The sequence below is a fragment of the Streptomyces sp. NPDC034086 genome, from assembly GCF_055575515.1.
On sequence record NZ_JBVISM010000001.1, the window covers coordinates 1 to 19,062 of the forward strand.

19 protein-coding genes are annotated in these 19,062 nt (G+C 74.5%); 8 read left to right on the forward strand and 11 right to left on the reverse strand.

Annotated features, from left to right (window positions below):
* Nucleotides 1-92, forward strand: a 92-nt coding sequence (locus tag ACZ514_RS00005) for an adenosylhomocysteinase (RefSeq protein WP_399279836.1), incomplete at its 5' end; no start/stop codon positions are given.
* A gap of 8 nt (nucleotides 93-100) precedes the next feature.
* Nucleotides 101-778: a maleylpyruvate isomerase family mycothiol-dependent enzyme gene (locus tag ACZ514_RS00010; protein ID WP_469123675.1), complete on the forward strand. Its 678-nt coding sequence runs from the start codon at nucleotides 101-103 to the stop codon at nucleotides 776-778.
* A 76-nt stretch (nucleotides 779-854) separates the two neighbouring features.
* Here the strand turns inward: ACZ514_RS00010 and ACZ514_RS00015 are convergent, their stop codons facing one another.
* Nucleotides 855-1,598, reverse strand: coding sequence for a PIG-L deacetylase family protein (locus ACZ514_RS00015; protein ID WP_468174064.1), 744 nt, complete (start codon nucleotides 1,596-1,598; stop codon nucleotides 855-857).
* A 335-nt stretch (nucleotides 1,599-1,933) separates the two neighbouring features.
* Here ACZ514_RS00015 and ACZ514_RS00020 point away from each other — a divergent pair, with 335 nt between their 5' ends.
* From ACZ514_RS00020 to ACZ514_RS00030, 3 genes are all read left to right on the forward strand, one after another.
* Nucleotides 1,934-3,508, forward strand: a complete 1,575-nt coding sequence (locus ACZ514_RS00020; protein ID WP_469123676.1) for a class I tRNA ligase family protein — start codon at nucleotides 1,934-1,936, stop codon at nucleotides 3,506-3,508.
* Between the two features lie 217 nt (nucleotides 3,509-3,725).
* On the forward strand, nucleotides 3,726-5,042 hold the full coding sequence (gene mshA, locus ACZ514_RS00025; protein WP_469124168.1) for a D-inositol-3-phosphate glycosyltransferase: 1,317 nt from the start codon (nucleotides 3,726-3,728) through the stop codon (nucleotides 5,040-5,042).
* Nucleotides 5,043-5,213: 171 nt separating this feature from the next.
* Nucleotides 5,214-5,339, forward strand: a complete 126-nt coding sequence (locus ACZ514_RS00030) for a hypothetical protein (RefSeq protein ID WP_468174060.1) — start codon at nucleotides 5,214-5,216, stop codon at nucleotides 5,337-5,339.
* 184 nt (nucleotides 5,340-5,523) lie between these two features.
* Here ACZ514_RS00030 and ACZ514_RS00035 read toward each other — a convergent pair whose 3' ends face one another.
* The 8 genes from ACZ514_RS00035 to ACZ514_RS00070 form a co-directional block, all read right to left on the reverse strand.
* Nucleotides 5,524-6,576: a helix-turn-helix transcriptional regulator gene (locus tag ACZ514_RS00035; RefSeq protein WP_468174058.1), complete on the reverse strand. Its 1,053-nt coding sequence runs from the start codon at nucleotides 6,574-6,576 to the stop codon at nucleotides 5,524-5,526.
* Between the two features lie 219 nt (nucleotides 6,577-6,795).
* Nucleotides 6,796-7,236, reverse strand: a complete 441-nt coding sequence (locus ACZ514_RS00040; RefSeq protein ID WP_468174055.1) for a Fur family transcriptional regulator — start codon at nucleotides 7,234-7,236, stop codon at nucleotides 6,796-6,798.
* A 131-nt stretch (nucleotides 7,237-7,367) separates the two neighbouring features.
* The gene (locus ACZ514_RS00045) at nucleotides 7,368-8,279 is read right to left on the reverse strand and encodes a class I SAM-dependent methyltransferase (RefSeq protein ID WP_468174053.1); all 912 of its coding nucleotides are present in this window, start codon (nucleotides 8,277-8,279) and stop codon (nucleotides 7,368-7,370) included.
* Between the two features lie 173 nt (nucleotides 8,280-8,452).
* Complete coding sequence (locus ACZ514_RS00050) at nucleotides 8,453-8,932, reverse strand: GNAT family N-acetyltransferase (RefSeq protein ID WP_468174051.1); 480 nt, start codon at nucleotides 8,930-8,932, stop codon at nucleotides 8,453-8,455.
* Between the two features lie 173 nt (nucleotides 8,933-9,105).
* A complete protein-coding gene (locus tag ACZ514_RS00055) occupies nucleotides 9,106-10,014 on the reverse strand; it encodes a M56 family metallopeptidase (RefSeq protein WP_468174049.1) in 909 nt (302 codons plus the stop codon).
* Nucleotides 10,011-10,400 (reverse strand): BlaI/MecI/CopY family transcriptional regulator, encoded by a 390-nt coding sequence (locus ACZ514_RS00060; protein ID WP_468174047.1) that lies wholly within the window; start codon nucleotides 10,398-10,400, stop codon nucleotides 10,011-10,013. Before ACZ514_RS00060 ends, ACZ514_RS00055 begins: the two co-directional genes overlap by 4 nt.
* A gap of 153 nt (nucleotides 10,401-10,553) precedes the next feature.
* Complete coding sequence (locus tag ACZ514_RS00065) at nucleotides 10,554-12,812, reverse strand: heavy metal translocating P-type ATPase (RefSeq protein WP_469123677.1); 2,259 nt, start codon at nucleotides 12,810-12,812, stop codon at nucleotides 10,554-10,556.
* Nucleotides 12,813-12,902: 90 nt separating this feature from the next.
* The gene (locus tag ACZ514_RS00070; protein ID WP_468174043.1) at nucleotides 12,903-13,190 is read right to left on the reverse strand and encodes a cation transporter; all 288 of its coding nucleotides are present in this window, start codon (nucleotides 13,188-13,190) and stop codon (nucleotides 12,903-12,905) included.
* Nucleotides 13,191-13,381: 191 nt separating this feature from the next.
* Between ACZ514_RS00070 and ACZ514_RS00075 the strand changes: the two genes are divergently transcribed.
* From ACZ514_RS00075 to ACZ514_RS00085, 3 genes are all read left to right on the forward strand, one after another.
* On the forward strand, nucleotides 13,382-14,350 hold the full coding sequence (locus tag ACZ514_RS00075; RefSeq protein ID WP_469123678.1) for a hypothetical protein: 969 nt from the start codon (nucleotides 13,382-13,384) through the stop codon (nucleotides 14,348-14,350).
* 79 nt (nucleotides 14,351-14,429) lie between these two features.
* Nucleotides 14,430-14,765 carry a metal-sensitive transcriptional regulator gene (locus ACZ514_RS00080; RefSeq protein ID WP_468174039.1) on the forward strand — a complete coding sequence of 112 codons (336 nt, stop codon included), beginning with the start codon at nucleotides 14,430-14,432 and terminating at the stop codon, nucleotides 14,763-14,765.
* A gap of 246 nt (nucleotides 14,766-15,011) precedes the next feature.
* Complete coding sequence (locus tag ACZ514_RS00085) at nucleotides 15,012-16,301, forward strand: NAD(P)/FAD-dependent oxidoreductase (protein ID WP_469123679.1); 1,290 nt, start codon at nucleotides 15,012-15,014, stop codon at nucleotides 16,299-16,301.
* A gap of 39 nt (nucleotides 16,302-16,340) precedes the next feature.
* Here ACZ514_RS00085 and ACZ514_RS00090 read toward each other — a convergent pair whose 3' ends face one another.
* Both ACZ514_RS00090 and ACZ514_RS00095 read right to left on the reverse strand, forming a co-directional pair.
* Nucleotides 16,341-17,873, reverse strand: a complete 1,533-nt coding sequence (locus ACZ514_RS00090) for an amino acid permease (protein WP_468174035.1) — start codon at nucleotides 17,871-17,873, stop codon at nucleotides 16,341-16,343.
* 119 nt (nucleotides 17,874-17,992) lie between these two features.
* Nucleotides 17,993-18,979 carry a hypothetical protein gene (locus ACZ514_RS00095; protein ID WP_468174033.1) on the reverse strand — a complete coding sequence of 329 codons (987 nt, stop codon included), beginning with the start codon at nucleotides 18,977-18,979 and terminating at the stop codon, nucleotides 17,993-17,995.
* Between the last annotated feature and the right edge of the window lie 83 nt (nucleotides 18,980-19,062).

The window sequence follows — 19,062 nt, forward strand, 5'->3', positions numbered from 1 at the left end:
GCGTCAAGCTCACCACCCTGCGTCCGGAGCAGGCCGCGTACATCGGCGTCAAGGTCGAGGGCCCGTACAAGCCCGACCACTACCGCTACTGATCCGCGCCGTGGACACCCTGGACACCCCGGGCGCGGAAGTCCGCGACCCCTGGCTCCCGGACCGGCTGCTGCGCACCGAACGCGACGCGCTGGTGCCCCTGTTGCGCCGTACGCCCGAGGACGCGTACGGGCTCCGCACCGCCTGCCCGGGCTGGACCGCCCGGGACGTCCTCGCGCACTGCGCGGCCGCCCTGATCCGCATCGTGGAGGGCCGCCTGGAGGAAGGGGTCTTCCTGCCCGCCGCCAACGCCGCCGACGTGGCCGAGCGCGGGCACTGGCCCGTGGCACGGATCGTGGACGAGCTGGAACGCGGCCTCACCGAGGCCGGGCCGGTCATCGCCGCGGGCGACGGCACCCTCGACGCGGTGGCGCTGGGGGAGTGGATCCACGCGGGCGACGTCCGCGCGGCGTTCGGCGAGCCGGGCGCGTACGCCGGCGCCAGCCTCCCGCTGGCGCTGCCCCTGCTGCGCACCGCCAGCCGCGCGCGGGAGACGCCCCGGCTGGTCGCCCACCTCGGCGGCCGCGAAGGGCCCCTGGTCCTGGGCAACGAGGTGCCCGGCCGCCCCTCCGCCCGCTTCCGCGGGGACGCGCCGACGCTGATCCGTCTCTACTCCGGCCGCCCCCTGGTCGCGACCCGCTACGAACTGTCGGGCGCGGCCGAGGCGGAACTGCTCATCTACCGGTGACCCCGGACAGCACGCGGGCCGGGTCCCGTCCGCCCAGACGGCGGACGGGACCCGGCCGGGGCGCGGGACCGCGCTGTCACTCGATGGTGACGACCTGGAAGGCCTCGGCCATCCGGCCCGCGGGAAGCCCCGCCGCCCGGGCGTGCTCGCCCAGCCACTCTCGCAGCAGCCCGGCCAGGTCGTCGAAGTGCGCGGTCTGCGAGGTGTGGATGCGCAGGGCCTCCACCTTGCGGTCGAAGACGGGGGTGACGTCGACGTACTGGTTGGGCGTCGGTCCCGTCATCAGCCACAGCTCCGGCACGATCCACGGCTCGAGGCCCTCCTCCTTCAGGAGCGAGGGGTGCGCGAACGGATTGCGCGCCTCGGGGTAGACGGCCCGCAGGGCGGCCTCGCCCACCGCCCGGTGGTCGGGGTGCAGATCGGCCACCCGGCCCCAGTTGATCTCCGGACTCGGTATCACCGCCCGCTGCGGGCGCACCTGCCGGATCACCCGGCACAGGTCGCGCCGCAGTTCCACGCTCGCCTCGACGTAGCTGTCGGGGTAGCCGAGGAAACGTACGTCGTCGACGCCGCTGCGCTTGGCCGAGTGCACCTGTTCGGCGCGGCGCAGGTCCCCCATGGCCTGGCGCGGGAGCCGCTCGTCGTATCCGCCCGCGCCGCCGTCGGTGACGATGCAGTACGTGACCCGTGAGGTGCCCTGCGCGATCCACCGCATGACCGTCCCGCTGACGCAGAACTCGATGTCGTCCGGGTGCGCGGCCACGACCAGCAGGGACTCGGGGGCGCTGCGGTCTGGGCGATCGGTCGCGAAGTGTTCCATGTGATCAGCCTGTTGGGCCCGGGCGTGGGCCGCAAGGAGGCTCCTTTGGCGTACTCGCGACATGTCACCTCTACGCCACGCGCGGGCGACCGCTTCCCCGGGCGGACCGCCGACCGGGGTGGTACGGACCGGCTCCGGCGCCCCTGGACGACGCGGCGCCGGAGCCGGTCCGCCGGGCCGGACCGGCTCCGCTGGCGTGTCCACGCAACGGCGCGAACGCGCAAGCCCATACCAGACCGCGCGGTTCGTTTCTCTGTCAGTCTTGGCTGGGCACCCCGCTTCCTTCCGTTCCGAGCCTCGCTGCGTCCTTCGCACCACAGCGTCAAGGAGGTCCCATGAGCACCCCCGTCTGGATCACCGCGACCCCGCCGGCCACCCACGGCGAACTGCACGTCGGCCATCTCGCAGGACCGTACGTCGCCGCCGACGTGCTCGCCCGCTACCTGAGGGCCGAGGGCGAACCCGTCCGGTTCACCACGGGCACCGCCGACCACGCCAGCTCCGTCCACGTCCGCGCGCTCCGCGCGGGCCGCAAGCCGGAGGAGGTCGCCGAGGGATACCGCGCCGCGATCACGTCGGACTGGCTGCGCTCGGGCGTCGAGTTCGACCACATCGTGCGCCCCCGCCAGGACAGGGGCTACGGGAGCTGGCTGACGGCCCTCTTCCGGCAGTTGTACGCGGACGGGGTCATCGCGGCCCGCACCCGCCTCGCCCCGTACTGCGAGCCCTGCGGACGCTGGCTCCACGGCGCGCACGTCACCGGCACCTGCCCGCACTGCGCGGCGGTCAGCGACGGCGGGATGTGCCACGAGTGCGCCCGCCCCAACGACGGTGGCGACCTGCTGGAGCCGCGCTGCGCCCAGTGCGCCTCCCCGGCCCCGCCCCGGCGCTGCCGGCGCCTCTACATCCCCCTGGAGCCGCACCGGGAGGCCCTCGCCGAGTACTGGGCCCGCACCGGCATGCCGCCGAGGCTGGCCGCGCTGTGCGAGTCGCTCGTCGAGGACGGGCTGCCGGACATCGCCGTGTCCCACCCCGCGGAATGGGGGCTGCCCGTCCCCGTCGACGGGTTCCCCGAGCACCGCATCGACGGCTGCTTCGAGGCGGCGGCCATGCACCTCTTCGGGCACGGGGAGCGGCCGCTGCCCGAGCGGGCCGTCCACTTCTGCGGCTTCGGCCACGCCTTCTGCCACGCGGTGCTGCTGCCGGTCCTGCTGTTCGCCCGGGGGATGAAACTGCCGCAGCACTTCTGCGTCAACGAGGCGTACGTCATCGGGGACGAGGCCCTCGTCCAGGGCTCCGGCCAGAAGGCCTGGGCGCTGGACCTGATCACCGAGTACGGCTCCGACACCCTGCGCCGGCACGTCCTCCAGGCCCGCCCGCTGGGCCGCCGCACGGCCTTCCACGCCGACCGGCTCGCCGCGGCCCGCCGGGAGCTGGACGAGAGCTGGAACAACTGGCTCGCCCGGCTCTTCGCCGCCGTCCGCCAGGAGTGCGCCGGACTGGCACCGGCGGCGCTGCCCGGCGGTACCGGCTGGGAGGTGCTGGAGCGGCGGCTGCTGCGGGGGGTGGAGGACCTGCGCGAGGCCTACTCGCCGGAGGCGTTCGACCCGCGCAGGGCGGTGGCCCTGCTCGACGAGATGGTGCGCTCGGTGGCCGACTTCGGCCATGTCAACGCGCACGAGACGCACCGGCCCGCCTCCGGCGGCCGCCACCTGCCCGTGCTGGCCGCGCAGTTGGCGGTGGCCCGCGCGCTCACGGCGTGGGCGCGGCCGGTGATGCCGGAGGGCGCGGACCGGCTGGCCGCCGCCCTCAAGACGGCACCCGGCGGCCCCGTGTCGGCGGAGGCCCTCGTGGCGCCCGCGCCGGGGACCCGGCTGGCCCCGCCGTCGGGCCCGGTGTTCGGCTTCTGAGCCGCGCCCGGACCACCCGAACGGCCCGCACACCACGTACGACTCGCACCGCGCGCACCAGCAGCACCATGCGCGCCCCCCGTGCCCCTCGCGCCCTCGCGCGACGGCAAGACGACAGAATCCCTTCCCCGCCGCGTGACCGCGCGCCGGTCGCGCCGCGGCACGGGGCGGACGCGGCCCCTCCCCGTAGGAGCTCCACGTGTCCCTGCGCGTCGCCATGCTCAGTGTCCACACCTCGCCGCTGCACCAGCCCGGCACCGGGGACGCGGGCGGCATGAACGTCTACATGGTCCAGCTCTCCCGCGCCCTCGCCGAACAGGGCATCGAAGTCGACCTGTTCACCCGCTGCCGGGGAGAAGCCCCGCCCTCCCCGGACGCGCTCGGCCGCGGAGTGCGGGTGCGCCACCTGGAGGCCGGCCCGCGCGCGGCCCTCGCCAAGGAGGACATGCCCGCCCTGGTCGTACCGTTCTCGCTGGCACTGCTCAAGGAGCGGCGGCGCTACGACCTGGTCCACTCGCACTACTGGCTCTCCGGACAGGCCGGCCGGATCGCCGCCGCCGGCTGGCGGATCCCGCTGGTGCACACCGCGCACACGCTGGCCCGGGTCAAGAACCGGGCCCTCGCCGAGGGCGACACCCCCGAACCGGAGCTGCGGATCCGCGGCGAGCACCAGGTCGTCGGCTCCGCGGACCGCCTCATCGCCAACACCGGTGACGAGGCGCGGGCGCTGCGGGAACTGTACGGGGCCGAGGAGCGGCGCACGGAGATCGTCCGGCCGGGCGTCGACCTGCGCACCTTCGGGCCCGGCCGGGGGAGGGCCGCGGCGCGGGCCCGCCTCGGGCTGCCGGCCGACGCCTTCATCCCCCTGTACGCGGGCCGCATCCAGCCCCTCAAGGGCCCGGACGTGATGGTCCGTGCGGTGGCCGAACTGCTGCGGGAGGTCCCGGGGCTGCGCCGGCGGACCGTCGTCCCGGTGGTCGGCGGGAACTCGGGGGCCGGGCCGCGCGGCGAGGCCTGGGAACTGGCGCGGGAGCTGGGGGTGTCGGACGTACTGCGCCACTTCCCGCCGGTGCCGCAGGCGGAGCTGGCCCAGTGGTACCGGGCGGCGGACGTCCTGATGGTGCCCTCGCGCAGCGAGTCCTTCGGCCTGGTCGCGCTGGAGGCGCAGGCGTGCGGGACCCCCGTGCTGGCCTCCGCCGTCGGGGGACTGCCCACCGCGGTGCGGGACCGGGTGACGGGACTGCTCGTACGCGGCAACGACCCCGTGGAGTACGCCCGTCGCCTGCGCTGGTTCGCCGAACATCCGGGAGGGGCCGCCGGGATGGGGCGCGCGGCGGTGCGGCACGCCCGGAACATGAGCTGGCGGGCGGCGGCCGCGCGGACCCTGGAGGTGTACCGGGACGTGCTGCGCGAGGAGCGGTGGGGCCCGCGGACGAGTGAGGCAGGAGCGGCGGCACGCTCCTGCCTCGCCGACGCCTCTCCCCTGGAGGGTCGAGAAGGCCGGACGGCCACCCTAACAGCTCTTTTGAGCTGACCAAAGGTGTGCAGGTGTCACATCTGTATGAACTCCAGATCCGCCCTAAACGCGCTACAGGCGCGTGGCCCGGCCGGTGAATTCATACGAGAATGGAGACGTCTTCGACGGAATACCGGCGGCACGGATCCGCGGAGACGGAATCGGTATTCCCACTCCCTGGAGGAAATCATGTCCGCTGCGCACGCCACCGGAATCCGCGGGAACGCCCGTCACGCCGCCTCCGCCCGCCCGGCCCGTACCGCGGCCGGTGCCGGCCGTTCGCCGTTCCGCTCCGACGACAACGGCTGGGACTGAACGGCCCGCCCCCTCGGTGCCGGTGAAGCCCCGCGACCGCCCTCGGCGGCCGTGGGGCTTTTTCGTGCCCCGCGGCGTCACGTCGAGAGGGAGCGGAGTATTTCCGCCGTATTTCGGCCTGCCGCTCCGGGTGGACCGGTAAAGCCGCCGGCCACCGGTGGCACCCGATCGGTGGCCTGTGAAATCAGTCCAGCCAGCCGAGCCGCTGAGCGCGTACGCCGGCCTCGAAACGGCTCGACGCCCCCATGTCCTGCATCAGCTCGGACAGCATGCGGCTCACCGTCCGCAGGGACACCCCGAGCGTGCGCGCGACCTTCTCGTCCTTCATGCCCGAGGCGAGCATCTTCAGCGCGGCCCGCTGCTGCTCGGACAGTCCGTCACCGCCCAGTTCCGGCGCGACGTCGTCGCCGTACGGGGTGGCCGCGTGCCAGCAGTGCTCGTACAGCGCGAGATAGGAGCGGACCAGGGCGGGGCCGCGGGCGAGGATCGCGCCGGCCGCCCGGTCGTCGGGGTGTACGGGCAGCACGGCGAACTGCTGGTCCGCGATGATCATGTTCATCGGGACCGCGGGGGACAGGCGGATCTCCACCCCGGCCTCCACCCGGCGGCGGAGCATCTCCACCGCCTCCGGCGAGGTGGTGATGCGCTGGTGGTAGATGGCGCGGATCCGCACCCCGTTGTCGATCTGGCGGCGGTCACGGCTCAGCACCCGGTCGGCGACCTCCCGGACCAGGGCCGTCACGTGCATGGACGTCAGGTCGTGCCGGATGACGTCCGTGATGTCCTCCAGCACCTGCTGGATCCGGCCGTAGTCGTCGAGGATCTCGACCTCCACGTCGGAACCGTTCAGCGAACCGGGCCGCAGGAACCTTCCGACCAGGGTCTCGAGCGCGCTGTACGCCCGGTCGGACTCGTCCAGGTGCTCGCGCAGCCGCTCGCGTTCGCGCTGGAGCATGCGCAGCAGGGCGATCTCGGGGTCCACCACGGTGACCGCCTCCGGACCCGGCTCCCAGGCGCCGGACTGGAGGTCGGCGCGGGTGGCGTGGGTGGTGCCGGTCGGCACGACGAGGCCGAGGGAGGTCAGCTCGGCGCGCCACTTCTCGTACTCCTCGGGCGTCAGTCCGAGCTCCCGGAAGACCTCGTTCGGGTCGGACACCCCGCGCAGGCGCAGCTCCTGATAGAAGGCCAGCACCCTGTCGGCGGACCGGATGCCGTCCCTGCCGTCGCCCGTTGCCATCGCGAAGCGACCCCCTCATCTTACGAATCGACAGTCACACTTTGGCACATACCTATGGCAGGGCTCCCGTCGCCCCGAACGGGATGTGACGGGCGTCACAGGGCGTCCCGGGAGTGTGTGACCGTGCGTCAGGCGCACGCGGCGGCGGCCCCGGTGGGGTGGAGCCGGGCCCGCGGGCGCCCGCTTTCCCGGGCGCGCGGGCCCGGCGGGCGCCGGAGGTCAGTCCCGCGGAGCGTCGAGGCAGTCGGGGCACAGCCCCTTGAAGGTGACCTCGGCGCCGGTCATCCGCCACGCGCCGATCGCCTCGCCGGCCGGCTCGGGCACCTCGGCCTCCACGTTCTCCACCCGGCCGCAGCGCACGCACAGCGCGTGCTGGTGCGGCGGTCCGGAGATCTCGAAGACGGCCGGCAGGCCCGGGCGGTCGAACTTCGACGCCAGCCCGGTCTCCAGGAAGTGCCGCAGCATCTCGTAGACGGCCTGGCTGGTCAGGGTCCCGAGCCGCTCACGGGCGGCGGCCGTGAGGGACTCGACGTCCATGTGGCCGCCCGTCGACAGCACTTGCAGCACCTCGAGCCGCGGTCCGGTGACGCGCAGCCCCACGTCGCGGAGGCGCTGGATCACCGCCTCGCGGCCCGCCGGCCCCTCCACGACAGCCATCATCCCGCCCGTCACCCTCCACGATCTGGTCCGCTCAAACCTTTGGAGGCATCGTACCTCTTGCCCGGCCTGCCGGAGCGGGGCGGGAGCCGCCGGACCGTCGGCCCGCGCCGCCGTCGGCCCGCGCCGCCGCGTCAGCCGTCGGCGCGGCAGACCAGCAGGACGCTCTCCGTCCGCTCGTCGAGACGGTGGGCGCTCCGGCGCTCCACGCGCAGGCCCGCTCCGCGCAGTTCGGCGGTCAGGCGCTCCGGATCGACGATCCACTTCCGGGTGGTCAGGACCAGTCGCTCGGTGCTCAGCCGGCCCGTGCGGACGCAGTGGTAGGTGATGTGCTCGCTCATCGCGTCCAGGTCGAACTCCTGACGGGCGACCGTCCACTCCTCGACCCCGTCGAACCGGGGGACCTGGAACGCCCAGGTCCGCCGGGGGTCCCGCGACAGCCCGCGCAGCCCGTGTGCCGTGTAGTCCAGGGCGAGCGCGCCGCCGGGCTCCAGGTGCGCGGCGATCTCGCGCAGCAGCCCCGGACGGGCCTGGGGCGGCACGGCCGAGATCATCGTCCCCGCCATCAGGGCCAGCCGGTACGTCCCCCGCAGCCGCAGCTCCGTCAGGTCCGCCAGGGTGGTGACCAGCGATCCCGACACCTGCGGCCCGATCCGCCGGCCCCAGGCCCGCAGCCGCTCCAGGCTGCCGGCGTCCCGGTCCACGGCCTCCACCCGGAAACCCTGGCGGGCGAAGGGCACCGCGAGACGTCCCGCACCGCAGCCCAGGTCCAGGACCGGGCCGCCGCCGCGACCGCGCGCGAGGCCCAGGTAGCGGACGATGTCCGCGCTGTGCGGGCCCAGCAGCGCGTCGTGCAGCCAGAGCGCGTCCTCGTCGGCGGGCGCGGCCGACTCCAGGCCGGGCAGGAAGCCGGCGGGCCGCAGCACGGCGGTCGCGCCGTGCGCCGCCGGAGCACCGGCCGCCGCGCGCGCGGCCGGCGCGAGCGGTGCGAACGGGGCGGGCACGACCGGCGGGACGGACAGGGACATGCCGCTCGGGGTGTGCATCGCTCCTCCAGGGGGGTCGCTCGTTCCAGCCGTCCGGGGCGGGGCTCCCGTGCCGCCGGGACCGCGCCGCTGGTGGAATCCTGTCGCGCGGAGGAGGCCCGGGGCCAGAGCGGGAGGCTGCGTGAACACGCGATGGCGTGGATCTGCCACACCCCGGCGGGGGCGGGCGGCCGTCAGAGCGGGCGGCCGAACCTGACCGGTGTGAGCGCGGCGAAGCGGTGGTGGACGAAGAAGGGGACGGCCGGGGCCTGTTCGACGGGCAGGGTGATCCGCTGGGACGTCGCCCCGTGTGCCCGCATCCGGCCGGTGGCGGCCTCCAGCAGAGCCGTCCCGACGCCCTGCCGCTGCCGCGCCGGGGCCACGCACAGGGCGTAGACCTCGCCCTCGGCGGCGACCGGCACACCGCCCGAGACCGCCCCCACGACGGTTCCGTCGGTGTCGGCGGCGACCAGCCAGCCGAGCCAGGCGGGAGCTCCGCCCGGAATTTCTATTTCCGCTCTTATGCGGGGAAGAGCGCAATGGTCCGACACCAGGCGGCCCACCCGGATATCCCCGAGGACCTCGCCGTAGCCGTCGCGAATCGCTTCGGCGAGGAGCCGGGAAATCGCCGTCGCGTCACCGGGCGCTGCCGTACGCACGTCAGCCAGCAGCATTCTTCCCGCACCTCTCGCCGTACCGGTCCCGCGCCCGCACGCGCTCAGAATAGCGGGGAATTCGAGTGGCCGGGCGCGGCGGGAAATCTACGAATTGGCTTAGTAAATAGCCGGGTTGGCGGAGCCGGCCGGGAAGGCGGGAGCGAGAGCGGCGGGAAGGGGACGATCCGCTATCAGGAGGTCCAGCAGCACGCGATCACCAGCGGAGCGACGGCCGACACCGCCGCGGCCGTCGCCAGCGCCCCCCGCAGCACCGGGCGTCCCGCGTGCCGCGGCCCCAGGATGCGCCGCATCCGCACGGCCGCCGAGGGCCCGCCGGCCGCGAACGCCCTGCGGGGCGCCCGCCCCGAGGCCAGCGCGTACAGCGCCGTGGCCAGCGCGTCGCTCGAACAGCCGCGCAGCGCCCGGTCGTCGGCCGCCATCTCCAGCAGCAGCGGCACCGTCCGCCCGCCGATCCGCGCCAGCGGAAGCCGGCGGAAGACCGCGCTGTACGCGCCCGCCGCCGCGACCAGCAGGTGGTGGCGGCCGCCGATGTGGGCGCGTTCGTGCGCGAGCGCGGCGGCCAGCTCCCGTTCCGTCAGGACCTCCAGGGCCCCCGAGGACACCACCACCCGACGCGAACGCCCGGGCAGGCAGTACACCGCCGGGCGCGCGTCCTCCAGTACGGTCACCCCCAGCCCGGCGTCGTACCGGCCGACGAGGCGCAGCAGTTCGGCGTGCCGGCCGCGGGCCCGGCGCGCCCGCGCGAGTTCCCGTACGAAACCGGTGACCGGTACCGTCAGGACCGCCAGCGCCGCCGCCGCCGCGAGGGCCTCCCGTCCGGTGGCCGCCGCCAGCCGGGCGGCGGAGGGCGGGGTCAGGGTCATGACCGCGTCGATGAGCCGGTGGCTGGTCTCCGGCGGGAGCAGCAGCTGCGCCGGCAGGATGGCCGTGGACAGGGCGAAGACGGCCCCGCACGCGGTCCAGGCGGCCAGCCCCATCCGGGGCACCTGCTGGGCCCAGCGGGCGCGCACCAGCAGCCACGGGATCACCAGGCCGGTGATCAGGGCGAGTCCGAGGGGCGGCAGGACGTGGTGGTTCACCGGTCGCGCCCCTCGGCCGGCCGGTCGGGGCGGGCGGCGCGCAGGGCCTCGTCCAGGGCCTCCACGTCCTCGTGGGACATGCGCTCCACGAACCGCAGCAGCGCTGCCCTGCGGTCCTGGCTGTCGCCGAGTGCGTCCTGCATCAGCGCCGCCGTGTACTCCTCGCGGCTGCGGACCGCCTCGTAGATCCAGGCGCGGCCCGATTTCTCGCGGGTCAGCCAGCCCTTGCGGTACAGGATGTCCGCCACGGTCATCACCGTGGTGTAGGCGACCTTGCGCCGCCGGTTTATGTCGTCGACGATCTCGCGGACCGAGGCGGGGCGTTCCCACTGCCACACCCGGTCCATGATCTCGGCCTCCAGCTCTCCCAGCCGGCGTACGCGCATCCCTCTCGGCCCTCCCCCTCGCGAGCGGCTCATCGTACGGCCCGTCACCTCGCCCGGGTGATACCCCGGCCCGGTACGCGACGCCGGCAGCGAGGCCGGCCGCCCCTCCACCCGGACCGTACGGGGGAGGGGCGGCGGGGTGCGGGGGCCCGCTCAGCCGGCGGAGGCCCGGAAGCCGCGCAGGCGCAGGCTGTTGCCGACGACGAAGACCGAGGAGAAGGCCATGGCCGCACCGGCGATCATCGGGTTGAGCAGTCCGGCCGCGGCGAGCGGCAGGGCGGCCACGTTGTAGGCGAAGGCCCAGAACAGGTTCGAGCGGATGGTGCCGAGCGTCCTGCGGGCGAGCCGGATGGCGTCCGCCGCGGCCCGCAGGTCGCCGCGTACGAGGGTCAGGTCGCCGGCCTCGATGGCGGCATCGGTGCCGGTTCCCATGGCCAGGCCCAGGTCGGCCTGGGCGAGGGCGGCCGCGTCGTTGACGCCGTCGCCGACCATCGCGACGCTGCGGCCCTCGGACTGCAGCCGCTTGACGACGTCGACCTTGTCCTGGGGCATGACCTCGGCGATGACCTCGTCGATGCCGACCTCGGCGGCGACGGACTCGGCGACGGCCTTGTTGTCGCCGGTCAGCAGGATCGGCGTGAGGCCGAGGGCGCGCAGCCGGCGGATGGCCTCGGCGCTGGTGTCCTTGACCGCGTCCGCGACCTCCAGGACCGCGCGGGCCTCGCCGTCCCAGGCCACCGCGATCGCGGTACGGCCGGCGGCCTCCGCCTCGGACTTGGCGCGCTCCAGGTGCGGGGGCAGCTCCATCGCCCACTCGGCGAGCAGCTTGCCGCGGCCGACGAGCACGGCGTGGCCGTCGACGACGCCCTGCACGCCGAGGCCGGGGATGTTGGCGAAGTCCTCGGGGGCGGGGAGGGCGCCGACCCGCGCGGTGGCGCCGGCGGCGACCGCCTGCGCGATGGGGTGCTCGGAGGCGTGCTCCAGCGCTCCGGCGAGGCGCAGCACCTCGGCCTCGTCGGTGCCCTCGGTGGTGTGCACGTGGAGCAGGGTCATCCGGCCGGTGGTGACGGTGCCGGTCTTGTCCAGGACGATGGTGTCGACCTTGCGGGTGCTCTCCAGGACCTCCGGGCCCTTGATCAGGATGCCGAGCTGGGCGCCGCGGCCGGTGCCGACCATGAGGGCGGTGGGAGTGGCCAGGCCCAGGGCGCAGGGGCAGGCGATGATGAGGACGGCGACCGCCGCGGTGAAGGCGGACGCGAGCCCCGATCCGGTGCCGAGCCAGAACCCGAGGGTGGCCAGGGCCAGTCCGATGACGACGGGGACGAACACCGCGGAGATCTTGTCGGCGAGCCGCTGGGCGGCGGCCTTGCCGTTCTGGGCGTCCTCCACCAGCCTGGCCATCCGGGCGAGCTGGGTGTCGGAACCGACCCGGGTGGCCTCGACGACGAGGCGGCCGCCCGCGTTCAGGGTGGCGCCGGTGACGGAGTCGCCGACGGAGACCTCGACGGGCACGGACTCGCCGGTGAGCATGGAGGCGTCGACGGCGGAGGAGCCCTCGACGACGGTGCCGTCGGTGGCGATCTTCTCGCCGGGGCGGACCAGGAAGCGGTCCCCGGGCTGGAGTTCGGCGGTCGGCACGGTGACCTCGCGGCCGCCGCGCAGCACCGTGACCTCCTTGGCGCCCAGTTCCAGCAGTGCCTTGAGGGCCGCGCCGGCCTTGCGCTTGGACTTGGCCTCGAAGTACCGGCCGGCCAGGATGAAGGCGGTGACGCCGGCGGCCGCCTCCAGGTAGATGTTGCCCGCGCCGTCGGTGCGGGCGATGGTGAACTCGAAGGCGTGGGTCATGCCGGGGGTGCCCGCGGTGCCGAAGAACAGGGCCCACAGCGACCACAGGAACGCGGCGATCGTGCCGACCGAGATCAGGGTGTCCATGGTGGCCGCGCCGTGCCGGGCGTTCGTCCAGGCGGCGCGGTGGAAGGGCCAGGCCGCGTACGTGACGACGGGTGCGGTCAGGGTCAGCGAGAGCCACTGCCAGTAGTCGATCTGGAGGGCCGGGACCATGGCCATCGCGATCACCGGCACGGCGAGGGAGGCGGCGGTGACGAGCCGCTGGCGCAGCGGGGCGAGCCCGTCGTGCTCCTCCTGCTCCGTCCCGGCGCCCGGCGCGCCGCCCGTGCTCGGCGGCGCCGGCTCCTGCGCGGTGTAGCCCGTGGCCTCGACGGTGGCGATCAGGTCCGCGACGGAGATGTCGGCGTCGAAGGTGACCTTGGCCTTCTCGGTGGCGTAGTTGACGGTGGCCTCGACGCCGTCCATGCGGTTGAGCTTCTTCTCGATGCGTGCCGCGCACGAGGCGCAGGTCATGCCGCCGATGGCGAGCTCGACCTGGGCGGCGCCGGGAGTGATGGTGGTCATGAGTGCTGCTCCTCGTTCGAGCGCGGGGTGGGAGCCGGGGCCCGTGGACGGACGGGCCCCGGCGGCCGGGCGGGTGGGACGGGCCGGGTGTCAGGCGCGGCCGGTCAGCTCGTAACCGGCGTCGTCCACGGCCGCGGTGACCGCGGCGTCGTCGGGCTCGCCGGTGGTGGTCACGGTCACCAGGCCGCCGTCGACGTCCACCTCGACGGAGAGGACCCCGTCGAGCGCGCCGACGGACGCGGTGATGGCGGTCCGGCAGTGTCCGCAGGACATGCCGGACACGCGGTAGACGGTGGCGGTGGCTTCGGCCACGGCCACGGCGGTGGTGCCGCCGGCGTTCGTACCGCAGCTGCCTTCGGGGGTGCAGCAGGAAGACATGTGTTTCTCCTTGGTCGGACTCAGTCGTGCCGGTACCCGCCGGGGGTACCCGTCTGGCTCAAGGTATACCCCCCGGAGGTATCCATCGCAAGTGCCCGGCCCCGCTTGACTTGATACCCCTGGGGGGTATCGTGACGTCTATGAAACCGCTGGATGCGGCAGTGGTACGTACGTCGTAGGGGAGATCAGCCATGAACACCGGAGTGAAGATCACCGTTTTCGCCGCCGCGCTGGCGGCGACCTTCGGCACCGCCTACGGCGTCGGCGCGGGCGTGGGCCCCGTGGGCGCGCCGGCCAAGCCCGGACACGGCGGTCACGCGGCGCCGGCCCCCGCCGGTCCGGAAGGGTCCGCCGCGCACGGGACCCACGACGGGGCGGCGGCCGCGGGTCCCGCGGCGGGCGGGCTCCAGGTCTCCGAGGACGGGTACACGCTCAGCCTGGACACCCCCCGGATCGCGGCGGGCCAAGGCGAGCTGCGCTTCTCCGTCAAGGACGCCGAGGGCCGCAAGGTCACCTCGTACAAGACCGAGCACGGCAAGGAGCTGCACTTCATCGTGGCCTCCCGCGACCTCGCGGTCTACCGCCACCTGCACCCCGTGCGCGCCGCGGACGGAACCTGGTCGACGCCGGTCGACCTGCCCGCGGCCGGCGCGTACAAGGCGTTCGCCGACTTCGCGCCCGCCGCGCCCGGCGCGAAGAACGTCACCCTCGGCGCCGACCTCGCGGTCCCCGGCGCGTACGCCCCGGAGCCGGTGCCGCCGGCCGCGGCCACGGCGGACGTGGACGGTTACCGGGTGGCCCTGGGCGGAACCCTCGACCCCGGCAAGCCGGGCGAGCTCAGGCTCACCGTCAGCAAGGAGGGCAAGCCCGTCACCGACCTCGAGCCCTACCTCGGCGCCTACGGCCACCTGGTCGCCCTGCGTGACGGAGACCTCGCCTACCTGCACGTCCACCCCAACGAGGGCGGCCCCGGCCCGGACGTCTCCTTCACCGCCACCGCCCCCAGCGCGGGCACGTACCGGCTCTTCCTGGACTTCCAGCACCAGGGCAAGGTGCGCACGGCGGCCTTCACGGTCAGCGCGGGCGGCGGCGCGGTCCCGGCGGCAGCCCCGGCCGCGCCCCCGGCGGCGCCGGAGGAGCCGGGCGGCCACGCCCACTGAGCGGCGCACCGCATACCCCCCGGGGGTTGGCAAGGTCCACGACGAGAGGGACGAACGAACGGGAAAGGGATCGATCGCCGTGCCCGCTTACACCGCACATCCCGCACACCGCGGTGGCACCGCCACCGGCACCGCCCCCGCCTACGGCGCGCACAAGGACGACGTCCTCAAGCGGCTGCGCCGCATCGAGGGCCAGGTGCGCGGCCTCCAGCGCATGGTGGAGGAGGGGACGTACTGCATCGACGTGCTCACCCAGGTCGGCGCCGCCACCAAGGCCCTGCAGTCCTTCGCCCTCACCATGCTGGAGGACCACCTGCACTCCTGCGTCGCCGACGCCGTCGCCGAGGGCGGCGACAAGGCGCGCGAGAAGGTCGAGGAAGCCTCCCGGGCCGTCGCCCGCATGGTCCGCGCCTGACCGGAGCCGGCCCCCTCCCCGGGACGGGGCCGGCGGGCCGTGCGGACGGGCGGCGCGGCCGGCGGGGCGGTTCCCGCGGGCGTCGGCGGGGCGGTTCCCGCGGGGATCGGCGGTGAGGCGCCCGTCGCGTGACCGGCGACGGGCGGCCGGTCGTGGGCACCCCTGCTGGATTGACCATGTTCCTGACAACATGGGCGCCGTGTCACTCCCACGACCGCACCACACCCCGAAGGGGGCGATCAGCGCATGACCAAGCCTGAGAGCGCGGGAGACGACTACGACGTCGTCATCAGCGGAGCCGGCCTCGCCGGCAGTGCCGCGGCGATCCTGCTCGCCCGGCGCGGTGTCCGCGTCGCACTGCTGGAACGCCGTTCGGACCCCGCGGCGTACAAGGTGCTGTGCACCCACTCCCTCACGGCCAACGCCCACCCGGTGCTGGACGAACTCGGACTCCTGCCCGCGCTCGAGAAGGCCGGGGCCGTACGCAACGAGGCACGCTGGTACACCCGCTGGGGGTGGATCGAGCCGAGGGCCGCTCCCGGCGGTCCCGCGCTGCCGTACGCGTACAACGTCCGGCGCAGCACCCTCGACCCGCTGATCCGCTCCCGCGCCGCCCGGACCCCGGGCGTCGACCTGCTGCTCGGCCACCAGGCGGCCGGACTGGTCCGGGAAGCCGGGCGGGCCGTGGGGGTGCGGGTCAAGGCGCCCGGGGGCGAGCGGGAGATCCGGGCCCGGCTCGTCGTCGGCGCCGACGGCAAGGACTCGGCCGTGGCGAAGTACGCCGAGGTGCCCGCCCGGCAGTACGAGAACGGGCGCTTCGGCTACCTCGCGCACTTCCGCGGCCTGCCGCTGCACGGCGGGATCGGCCAGGCCTGGTTCCTGGAGCCCGACATGGCGTACGCGTTCCCCAACGACGACGGGGTGACGGTCCTCGCGGTGCTCCCCGGCAAGGAGCGGCTGCCGGCCTTCCGCGACGACCTGGAGGGCAGCTTCCTCTCCTTCGTGCGGGCCCTGCCCGAGGCGCCGCCCGTCGACTCCGCCGAGCGCGTCAGCAAGATCATCGGCACGGTCGACTACCCGCTCGTCACGCGCGAGCCCACCGCACCCGGCGTCGCGCTCGTCGGCGACGCCGCCCTGACCGGCGATCCGCTGTGGGGAGTGGGGTGCGGGTGGGCCCTGCAGTCCGCCGCCTGGCTGGCGGACGCGGTCGCCCCCGCGGCGGCCGGCCGCGGCGACCTCGACCGGGCGCTCGCGCGGTACGCCCGCACCCACCGCCGCCGGCTGCGCGGACACCAGTCCCTGGCGGTCGACTACGCCACGGCCCGTCCGTTCAATCCGGGGGAGCGGCTCATGTTCGCGGCGGCGGCGCGCGACGAGGCGATGGCGCGGCACATGCACCTGTTCGCGTCCCGCCTGATCGGTCCGCTGCGCTTCCTCAACCCCGTGATGCTGGCCAGGGCGTCTGCCGTCAACCTCCGCCACCGCCGGGCGGGCGCGGCGGACCGCTCCCCGGGAGGGCGGACGGACGCCCGCTGAGGCGACCGCGCCGCCGCCCGGCGGACGGCGGACACCGGATCAGACGATGTCCTCCGCGATGTCCGCCTGTTCGCGGGCGTTGCCGTACGGGGCCGGGGTCCCGTACGAGCGCCGGGCGGCGTACCACCACGCACTGGCGAGGGCCAGGACCACCACCAGGGCGATCACCGCGTAGTTCATCGAGTCGACCGTCACCGGGGACTTCTGCGGCAGGCAGAACAGGACGGTGACCAGGCCCACCCAGACCACCGCGATCCAGCCGACCGGCTTGCTCCAGCGGCCCAGGTGCCACGGGCCGGGCCGGAACCGCTTGCCGGCGCGCAGCCGCAGGTAGACCGGGATGGCGTAGGCCGGGGTGATGCCGATGACGTTGATGGCGGTCACGGCCCCGTACGCGGTGGCCGAGTAGAGGGAGGGCAGCGCGAGGACGCCGGCGGCGGCGACGGACAGCCAGACGGCCGGGACCGGGGTCTGGCTGCGGCTGCTGACCCGGCGCCACAGGGAGGAGCCCGGGAGGGCGTTGTCCCGGCTGAAGGCGAACACCATGCGGCTCGCGGCGGCGACCTCGGCGTTGCCGCAGAACAGCTGCGCGACGATGACGACGAGCAGCAGGGCGGTGGCGCCGCCGGAACCGAGGGCGTCGAGGAAGATCTGGGCGGGCGGGACCCCGGTGGCGGTGCCCTGGACGGCCGCGTAGTCCTGGATGGCGAAGGTCAGCCCCGCGAGCAGCGCGAATCCGGCGAGCCAGGAGACCCAGATGGCCCGGACGATTCCCTTGGCGGCGGAGACGGAGGCGTTCGAGGTCTCCTCCGAGAGGTGCGCGGAGGCGTCGTAGCCGGAGAAGGTGTACTGCGCGAGCAGGAGGCCGATCGCCGCCACGTAGAACGGGTTGCCCCAGCCGGTGTCGTTGACGAACTCGGTGAAGACGAACGAGGCCGGCTGGTGGCGGTCGGGGACCAGGGCCAGGGCGCCGACGATCACGGCGACGCCGCCCAGGTGCCACCAGACGCTGATCGAGTTGAGCACGCTGACGAGACGGACGCCGAAGAGGTTGAGCACGGCGTGCAGCAGCAGGATCGCCAGGAAGATCAGGAAGGTCGAGCCCGGGGTGGGTACGAAGCCGAACTGGAGGTTGAGGAAGGCCCCGGTGAACAGGGCGGCGCCGTAGTCGATGCCGGCGATGGCGCCGAGGAGGCCGAGCAGGTTGAGCCAGCCCGTGTACCAGCCCCAGCGGCGTCCGCCGAGCCGGTCGGCCATGTAGTAGAGCGCCCCGGAGGTGGGGTAGGCGCTGGTCACCTCGGCCAGGGCGAGGCCCACGCAGAGGACGAACAGGCCGACGCCGGCCCAGCCCCACAGCATCACGGCCGGGCCGCCGGTGCCCAGGCCGAAGCCGTACAGGGTCATGCAGCCGGACAGCACGGATATGACCGAGAAGCTGATGGCGAAGTTGCCGAAGCCGCCCATCCGGCGGGCCAGGACGGGCTGGTAGCCGAGCTCTCTGAGCCGCTCCTCCTCGTCCTGGCGGGGCGGGAGCTCGTGGCCCGGGCGGGCTGTCGGCGCGGTGCGCGACATGGCGGTACCTCCGAAGTGGTGGAGCAGGGGGGACGGGGGAGAACGGGGGCGGCGGACACGCGGCGGGGGAGCCGGCGCCGCGTGCTGACGGAGAGCGGGAGCAGAGGGCGGGGGAGGGGTCAGTCCCGGCCCGCCAGGCTCCGGGACCTGGCGCGCAGGAAGACCTCCTCGGCCAGGGCCGGGTCGGCGGGGTCGCGGGTCCGCCGGGCCCACGGCAGGGTGGTCCAGTACCCGCCCATCGCCTCGAACACCCGGGCCGCCCCGCCGAACTGGTGGGCTCCCCACAGGGCGTGGGCGAGGTGGTTCAGGTCGAGCGGGGAGGCGTGCGCCGGGTCGGCGTACGGGAACCAGGCGTCCAGGGCGTGGACGGCGTCGCGGATGGAGTCGTCCGTGAGCCAGTGCAGGTCGAGGGCCCGCTCCTGGCCGCCCTCGCGGCGGTAGCGCTCGACGTGGACGTAGAGCGGCAGGAGGTGCACGGCGGACCCCGCCGGAGCCGTGCCCACCGCCCAGCGGGCGAAGTTGACGGCCTCGGAGTGCGGCCGCGGCCCGGCCGGGCCCGCGTACATGAACTGGAGCATCCGGTGGTACGCCTCGCGGTTGTACGGGTCCCGCTCGTCGGCCTGCGCGAGGAGGCCCCAGGGCCCGGGGGGCAGCATGGGGCCGGGCGGCGGCAGCCGGTGCTCGTCCATCCGGCGGTGTTCGTCGAGGAGGGCCAGGGCGAGCAGGCAGACCCAGGGCACCGGATCGGCGGGGCTGATGCCGGTGGCGGTCCGGCAGGCCTGCCAGGCCTCCTGCCACAGCTCGTGTGTACGGGGGTGGCCCGCGCGGTGGGCGCGGACGGCGCGTTCGACGGTGACCCGGGTGTGCATCACGGTCGCGGCGACGCTGGTGGGCTGCTCCGCCCTCCAGGCCTGGACCACGTCGGAGCCGGCCGCGACCGCGGCGAGGACCTGGGTGCGCTGGGTCCACAGGCCCCAGCCGTCCGTGCGTTCCAGCAGCCGCGCCATCGACAGCCAGCGGCCCGTGCGCAGGTCCTGCACGGCGGCGCGGAGGCCGTCGTCGAGGCCGGCGGGGTGGTAGACGGGCCGGAAATCGCCGCCGGCCATCACCTCGCCCCGGGCGACGTGCGGCCGGAGCCGGCTCGTACTGCGGTCATCGTGGTCATCGGTCCTCGGATCGCCTGGAGGGA